This window comes from Hydrocoleum sp. CS-953, assembly GCF_002260545.1.
Lineage (GTDB): Bacteria > Cyanobacteriota > Cyanobacteriia > Cyanobacteriales > Microcoleaceae > Trichodesmium.
Map to the genome: position 1 here is coordinate 1 of NZ_LGSU01001083.1, position 6,642 is coordinate 6,642.

The window sequence follows — 6,642 nt, forward strand, 5'->3', positions numbered from 1 at the left end:
GATTAAATATCTTTAAATTTACTGCTCAAGATGACTTATGTTCTAATAGTAATAATACATCAGTATATTTATATAGTTATATTTAGCTTATTTAGAAAATATCCGTATAATGAGGTAATAAATCTCAAATAAAACATAAAGTCAAAAATATAAATTTTTTTTAGTAGCAAAAACTATGGTTATTTTTATTGATTTTCATAGAAATCCTATTCCACAAAAATGCCTCACTATATTTAGGGTTTGCTGAAAAATTATTTTTAAGAAGTAGGGGAGTAGAGAGTAGTTAGGAGGAAAGTCGAATTATAGAGGAGGTAGTTGGATATTTTGTCCCTTGATTTTTCTGCAATTATTCTGCCTTTTATCCTAACTTTTTGAGCGTTTGGGACTGAAAACCTGAGACCTTTTCCGACCCCAAAAAGGCTAAAGCCTTTATTTTTCAATGCTTTTAGATTGAATCAACAGGCCCTATTTATAGATTAGGAGCTATGCAAAGAAACAGGGTTTCCACGATAAATCATTGGTTTTAACAATAGACATCTAGGTCTATAACCGTGTTTTTGGTTTAGCCTGCGTAAGTCCTGTAAATGTTATAGATAAATGGAAAAACCATTTACCAAATAATTTTTGAATATGCTATAGCAATTCCCAAAAAGAGTGAGGTACAAAATTCTAGACTTTAGGCAACAGCTCCAGAAGGCAACAGCTCCAGAAGGCAACAGGCAACAGGGAAGAAATATAAAATTATACCTCACGCTTACTGAGAAACGCTATATTTGGATATATTCGATTTCTCGGAGTCATTAAGACAAAAATATTTTTCTGTTCCCTATTTACCTCAACTGTTGAACTTTGTACTTGACCAGTATGAGAATTCCGATACAAAGAAGTTTTATGACTTTTGATTTTTAATTTTTCACTTTTCACTTTTAAGTTAGTGATGATTAATGTTTCAAAGTGGAGCTAAAGTAATATTCTGTTAAATGGGACAAATTAAGGGTATAAGGAAAAACTATGTTAGACATTAGACAAATTCGAGAAAATCCACAAACAGTACAAGAATTACTCAACCGTCGTGGAGAGTACGACTTACAACCAATTCTAGAGTTGGATGAAAAACAGCGACAACTAGAAACAGAGCGATCGCAACTCCAAGCTCGTAGTAACCAAGTCGGTAAACAGGTAGGGGAAAAAATTAAATCTGGTAGTGACCCTAAAGGTGCAGAAGTTCAAGCTTTAAAAGATGAGGGAAACCAACTTAAAGCTAAACTCAGCGAATTAGAACCTGAAGAAAAGGAGTTAAAGGCTAAAATAGAAACTTTACTTTTACCTCTGCCTAATTTACCTAGTGAGTCTACACCTATTGGCAAAAGTGAAGCAGAAAATATAGAAGTCAAAAGGTGGGGTGATGAATATATTCCTGAAAATCCAAAAATTATGCCTCACTATGAAATAGGGGAAAAATTAGGCATTCTTGACTTTGAGCGAGGAGTGAAAATTTCTCAAAGTCGTTTTGTTGCTTTGATGGGATCGGGTGCAGCATTAGAACGCGCCATTATTCAGTTCATGCTTAACCGTCATATTCAAGCTGGTTATGTGGAAGTTATGGCGCCACTATTGGTCAATAGTAAGTCTTTGACTGCTACAGGACAGTTACCAAAGTTTGCGGAGGAAAGTTTTAAGTGTGCAGCAGACGACCTATGGTTAATACCTACTTCGGAAGTTTCAACTATGAATCTTTATCGGGATGAAATTCTGACGGCGGAGCAACTACCTATTTATCATTGTGCTTTTACTCCTTGTTTTCGTCGGGAAGCTGGTGCTTATGGGAAAGATACTAGGGGTTTGATTCGACTCCATCAATTTAATAAGGTTGAGATGGTAAAAATTGTACATCCTGACACTTCTGAAGATGAACATCAAAAATTGGTGGCAGATGCAGAGGCTATTTTGCAAGCACTGAAGTTACCTTATAGAATTTTAGAGTTGTGTACTGGAGATTTGGGTTTTTCGGCTGCTAAGTGTTATGATTTGGAGGTGTGGTTGCCGTCGTCAGGAACTTATCGGGAAATTTCTAGTTGTTCTAATGTTAGAGATTTTCAGGCGCGCCGGGCGAATATTCGGTTTAAGGAGGGAAAGAAAAAGGGTACTCAGTATGTTCATGCTTTGAATGGTTCGGGTTTGGCAGTGGGGCGAACTATGGCTGCTATTTTGGAAAATTATCAGCAGGTTGATGGTAGTGTGAAAATTCCAGAGGTTTTGCAACCTTATATGGGGCGTGAGTTTTTATGATTTTAACTCCCCCGGCGGGAAGTCCCGCGCTCTCCCGTAGGGGAGCGTCGGGATGAAAGCCGGGCGCCCGTGTGTGTGGTTTGTCGTTATTTTTGATATAATAGGTAAAGTAGAAATAAAGGTCGATATTATATGCTACTGAAATATAAGTACAAGCTCAAACCCTGTAAAAGTCAAGCGGTTATTATTGCTAATTGGTTAGAAATGGCTAGGAGGCAATACAATTACCGTTTAGCTGAAAGGCTGAATTGGTTTGAAGCAACGCGCACACCAGTGAATGCTTGTCCACTTAATGTTTCAGTAGTGCCGGTAGAACGGATTTATCAAAATATCCCGGAATTTAGAGTACAAACGCGCGACGGTAGAAAAAAAGACAGCAATGGTAATCTGATAACGAAGAAAGGAGATAAGTATCCGAACATAGTCAATGGTTATGTTTTGTGGGAAACAGTACAGTTAGCAGATTTAGTACAGACGAAAAAACTATTCCCTGGGTATAAGTCTATGCACTCTCAGGTTCTACAAGATGTTGTCCAACGAGTGCAAACAACAATGGATAACTTTACCTGGCCTGACAAAAACGGTAAAACCAGTGGCAGACCGAAATTCAAGGGAAAACATTATTATAACTCGTTCAGTTATCCTCAGTTATCAAATACCAATATAGTCAAAAATGCTAACGGTCGTTTTTGTGTTAATTTGCCCAAAATTGGCCTAGTTCCCTTTGTGTACAATCGCCCAATACCATTAGGTTTCCAGGTTAAGACAGGTACCGTAATTCGAGAAGCAGATGGTTTCTATATAAGCTTTACGATCGAAGATCAGACTGTGCCTTATGAGGTTGTAGAAATTCAACCCACCGAAGATAACTCATGCATGTATTGATTTAGGACTATTGTATTATGCTGTTACCTCCGATGGGGAGTTCCTAGAAGTACCTAAATTTTTCAGGCTTTCTGAGCATCGTTTGTCTAAACTACAGATGAGATTGGCTAAGAAACCAAAGCATTCCAAGCCTTGGAAAATTCTCAAGCGTAAGATAGCGAAACTGCACCAACTAATAGCTAGACAAAGATTAGACTGGCACTTCAAGCTTGCTTATCATCTGTTTTCGGATGTAAGTGTTATTTTCATCGAAGACTTGCTCTTAGCTAATTTAGTCCGACGTTGCAAGGCCAAGTTAGGCGATAATGGTCAGTTTTTACCCAACGGGCAATCAGCCAAATCAGGATTGAATAAGTCTTTGCAAGATGCAGCTACTATCAATTCCTTGATGTTCTAGAGTATGTAGCCTGGAAGTTGGGTAAACGAGTTATCAAAGTAGATCCAAAGGGTACGTCTCAACATTGTTGGCAATGTTTGAGCAAAGTACCTAAAAGCTTATCAGAGCGCTGGCATTCATGTCCTGAATGTGGACAGGAACTAGATAGAGACTATAACTCGGCACTTCTAATACAAAAAATTGGATTGTTATCAACACAGGAGGAGGGCATCACTTCTGTTAAAACTGCGGTCAGGATTTCCCCGACTGAAGAATCCCGCGCTCTCCCTACGGGAGAGCGTCGGGAGTATGTCAATTCAGTGGGATGTGTTGTTGAAGTTAGAAGTCAGAAGTCAAAAGTCAGAAGTTATTTTGTAATTTCATCTCACTGATGTATACTACTAGCGGGCAAGATGCCCGCACTACATCTTTGGTATCTTTTTCTTTCAAGACGTTTCATGTCTTTAGCACAGCGGAACGGAGTTCTATCGCTGTGGAAATAATACTATTTTTAGTTGAATAAAAAGTCATGTGTATAGGCGAGCTGCACCATATATTTCTTATTGTATCACAAAAATTTTGGGGATGCAACCCCATATTCTTTGACGCGCGATTTTTTTAGGTAGCTCTAGGAAATGAAAATGTTGGTGATTTTCGACTGAGGAGGGATAGATGGAATGATTTGATGATGGGCAAAACATAGTTTTTGGGAGCTTCACAAGATGAAAATATTCCTGGTATTGCTCCTGGAGAAAATATGGTTGAATAAAAAGTCATGTGTATAGGCGAGCTACACCATATATTTCTTATTGTATCACAAAAATTTTGGGGATGCAACCCCATATTCTTTGACGCGCGATTTTTTAGGTAGCTCTAGAAAATGAAAATGTTGTTGTTTTTCGACTGAGGAGTGATGGATGGAATGATTTGATGATGGGCAAAACTAGCATATAGTCTCTTGAAGCTTCACAAGATGAAAATATTCCTGGTATTGCTCCTGGAGAAAATATGGTTGAATAAAAAGTCATGTGTATAGGCAAGCTACACCATATATTTCTTATTGTATCACAATTTTTGTCGGGATGCAAGCAAAAATTCTTTGGCGTGGGAAATTTTTAGGTAGCTCTAGAAAATGAAAATGTTGTTGTTTTTCGACTGAGGAGTGATGGATGGAAAGATTTGATGATGGGCAAAATTTTAATTTTATTGCCAAATATTTCAGTTCATTTCTTAAAGAATTTGACAACAATTTATATTTGATTTAAGCAATAGCTTTTCCCTAATTATCCCTGGCAAAACAAGCCAAATATTCTGAGTAATAAAAGTTCCACAACTAAAGGCGCTAAATTTTCTCCCTCTCTATAGAACCCCTAAAGGGATCTATTTAAAATTATAGATTGAGAGTAGGGGAGTGGGGGAGTAGGGGAGATGAGGAGATGGGGTGTATTAGATATCTGCCAAAATCTAATCATCAAATCAATTTTTACCCATAAATTATCAATTATTTCTCCTGAGAACCTATTTTCTGGAGATACGGTTAGGGCTTCTATATCGCCAAGCATCTCGCATACCAAAACCAACTAATATTTGTGGTTCGCTATTATAACCAGAATTAGCTTCTGGACGAGGTATCCTTTCAATAGAATATAAGTAATTTCTTTGGTCGCAAGCTTCTAGCAATGCCATAATTAAAATACCATCCCTAACGAGATTTTCTTCAGCAACAGAATGCCATTGATTTTTGTACAAAACTTCTATAGTTTCATTACTATTATATCGACAACGTTCTGGTTCTAAATTTATCCATTTTTCTAACAGCGATCGCATATCTCTCATTTCCATAATTTAATTTTCGGGAATAGGAAATAAGGAACAGGAAATAGGGAGCAATATTATTTTGAGAAACTCTCTAAAAATTCTGCTACTATCTGATTAAATTTTTCCGGTTCCACCAAAAACGCCCAATGATTACCGGGAATTTTTTCCAGTTTTAAATTCCTTAAATACTTATGATAAGGCTTAATTTGCACATCACTTTTATTCACACCTTTTTCTGGTTGAATAAACAAAGTCGGTACATCAATATATTCTGTTAAACCAGGAACTCGCATTACTTCTTCAAAAATTTCATTCCTAGCAGGAACAACAAATTTACTTCCCCACTTTCCACCAGCTTTTTCCTCAATACTTTCCTGAAAAACTATTTGTTGAAATTCGCTCCAACCTGCATATTTTCCTAACTCTTTTGCCTGAGTTTCTGCCTCAGCAAAACTATCAAAAGGACCCATGCCTTTGAGAGTTTCTAAAGTTCGATAAAGAATAGGAAAAGTAACCTTAAGAAATCCAGGCATTTTCCCAATAAAAACTGGGTCTGCCAAAATCATGCTTTTAAATATTTCTGGATTTTTTCTTGCCCAAATACAAGTTAATTTTCCCGTCCAAGAATGACCTAAAATATAAGCTGAAGACCAGTTTAAATGTTTCATTAATGCTTCTAAATCTGTAATTGTTGTCTCAAAGCTATAACCACTTTCTGGTTTTCCACTTTCTCCATGACCGCGCATATCCGGCGCGATAATATGATATTTATCTGCTAAATATTCTCCTAAACTTAGCCAGACTAAAGCTGAATCTGCTAAACCATGTAATAACAAAAGTGGCTGTTTTTTCTCCTGACTTTCTTCTGTATGCCATTCTAGATAAGAAAGTTGAATGTCGGATAAATTTAACGTTTTGCGAGTATAAACCATAATCAAATATGAGGATTGAATATTCCACGATACAATATTATAGCAAACCTCTGTAATACCATTTCTCAAAAATATTGCTATATTTGATTGGGTGGGGGAGTGACGTTGGATGCAAGGTCTGTACAAATAAAAATAATTAACATAAACTGATTAATAATTAGGTATGGGAGTCCTGGTTGCCTGTGTTAATTACTTAATAACTGAAGCGTGACCCAAGTATAGCATTAATACATGGTAATTGGTATAACATAGGCATCTTGCTTGTTAATCAAATTCCCTATATAATAAAGATATAATTTAAGGGCTTTCAATAATTAACAATTAATAATTAATAATTAATAA

General features: G+C 36.6%; 7 protein-coding genes. 4 read left to right on the top strand and 3 right to left on the bottom strand.

The annotated features are described in order from the left end of the window. Positions 1-741: 741 nt before the first annotated feature. Entirely contained in the window at positions 742-924 is a 183-nt protein-coding gene (locus AFK68_RS35125; protein WP_143437941.1) for a hypothetical protein, read from the bottom strand. A gap of 87 nt (positions 925-1,011) precedes the next feature. Between AFK68_RS35125 and serS the strand changes: the two genes are divergently transcribed. The 4 genes from serS to AFK68_RS16245 all read left to right on the top strand — a co-directional run bounded on the left by serS (position 1,012) and on the right by AFK68_RS16245 (position 3,942). Next, positions 1,012-2,289, top strand: a complete 1,278-nt coding sequence (serS, locus tag AFK68_RS16230) for a serine--tRNA ligase (RefSeq protein ID WP_094673687.1) — start codon at positions 1,012-1,014, stop codon at positions 2,287-2,289. Positions 2,290-2,421: 132 nt separating this feature from the next. Further along, positions 2,422-3,174, top strand: a complete 753-nt coding sequence (locus AFK68_RS16235; protein WP_094673688.1) for a helix-turn-helix domain-containing protein — start codon at positions 2,422-2,424, stop codon at positions 3,172-3,174. 10 nt (positions 3,175-3,184) lie between these two features. After that, positions 3,185-3,571, top strand: coding sequence for a transposase (locus AFK68_RS16240; RefSeq protein ID WP_168186510.1), 387 nt, complete (start codon positions 3,185-3,187; stop codon positions 3,569-3,571). Between the two features lie 17 nt (positions 3,572-3,588). Further along, complete coding sequence (locus AFK68_RS16245) at positions 3,589-3,942, top strand: zinc ribbon domain-containing protein (RefSeq protein ID WP_094673690.1); 354 nt, start codon at positions 3,589-3,591, stop codon at positions 3,940-3,942. Positions 3,943-5,068: 1,126 nt separating this feature from the next. Here AFK68_RS16245 and AFK68_RS16250 read toward each other — a convergent pair. Together AFK68_RS16250 and AFK68_RS16255 are read right to left on the bottom strand one after the other, a co-directional pair. Next, entirely contained in the window at positions 5,069-5,392 is a 324-nt protein-coding gene (locus AFK68_RS16250) for a hypothetical protein (protein WP_094673691.1), read from the bottom strand. A gap of 50 nt (positions 5,393-5,442) precedes the next feature. Continuing rightward, entirely contained in the window at positions 5,443-6,300 is an 858-nt protein-coding gene (locus AFK68_RS16255; RefSeq protein ID WP_094673692.1) for an alpha/beta fold hydrolase, read from the bottom strand. Between the last annotated feature and the right edge of the window lie 342 nt (positions 6,301-6,642).

What these genes read in the sequence shown, in the direction of transcription:
- serS (WP_094673687.1), top strand. Translation starts at nt 1,012, where the DNA reads ATGTTAGACATTAGACAAATTCGAGAAAATCCACAAACAGTACAAGAA.
- AFK68_RS16235 (WP_094673688.1), top strand. Translation starts at nt 2,422, where the DNA reads ATGCTACTGAAATATAAGTACAAGCTCAAACCCTGTAAAAGTCAAGCG.
- AFK68_RS16250 (WP_094673691.1), bottom strand. Translation starts at nt 5,392, where the DNA reads ATGGAAATGAGAGATATGCGATCGCTGTTAGAAAAATGGATAAATTTA.
- AFK68_RS16255 (WP_094673692.1), bottom strand. Translation starts at nt 6,300, where the DNA reads ATGGTTTATACTCGCAAAACGTTAAATTTATCCGACATTCAACTTTCT.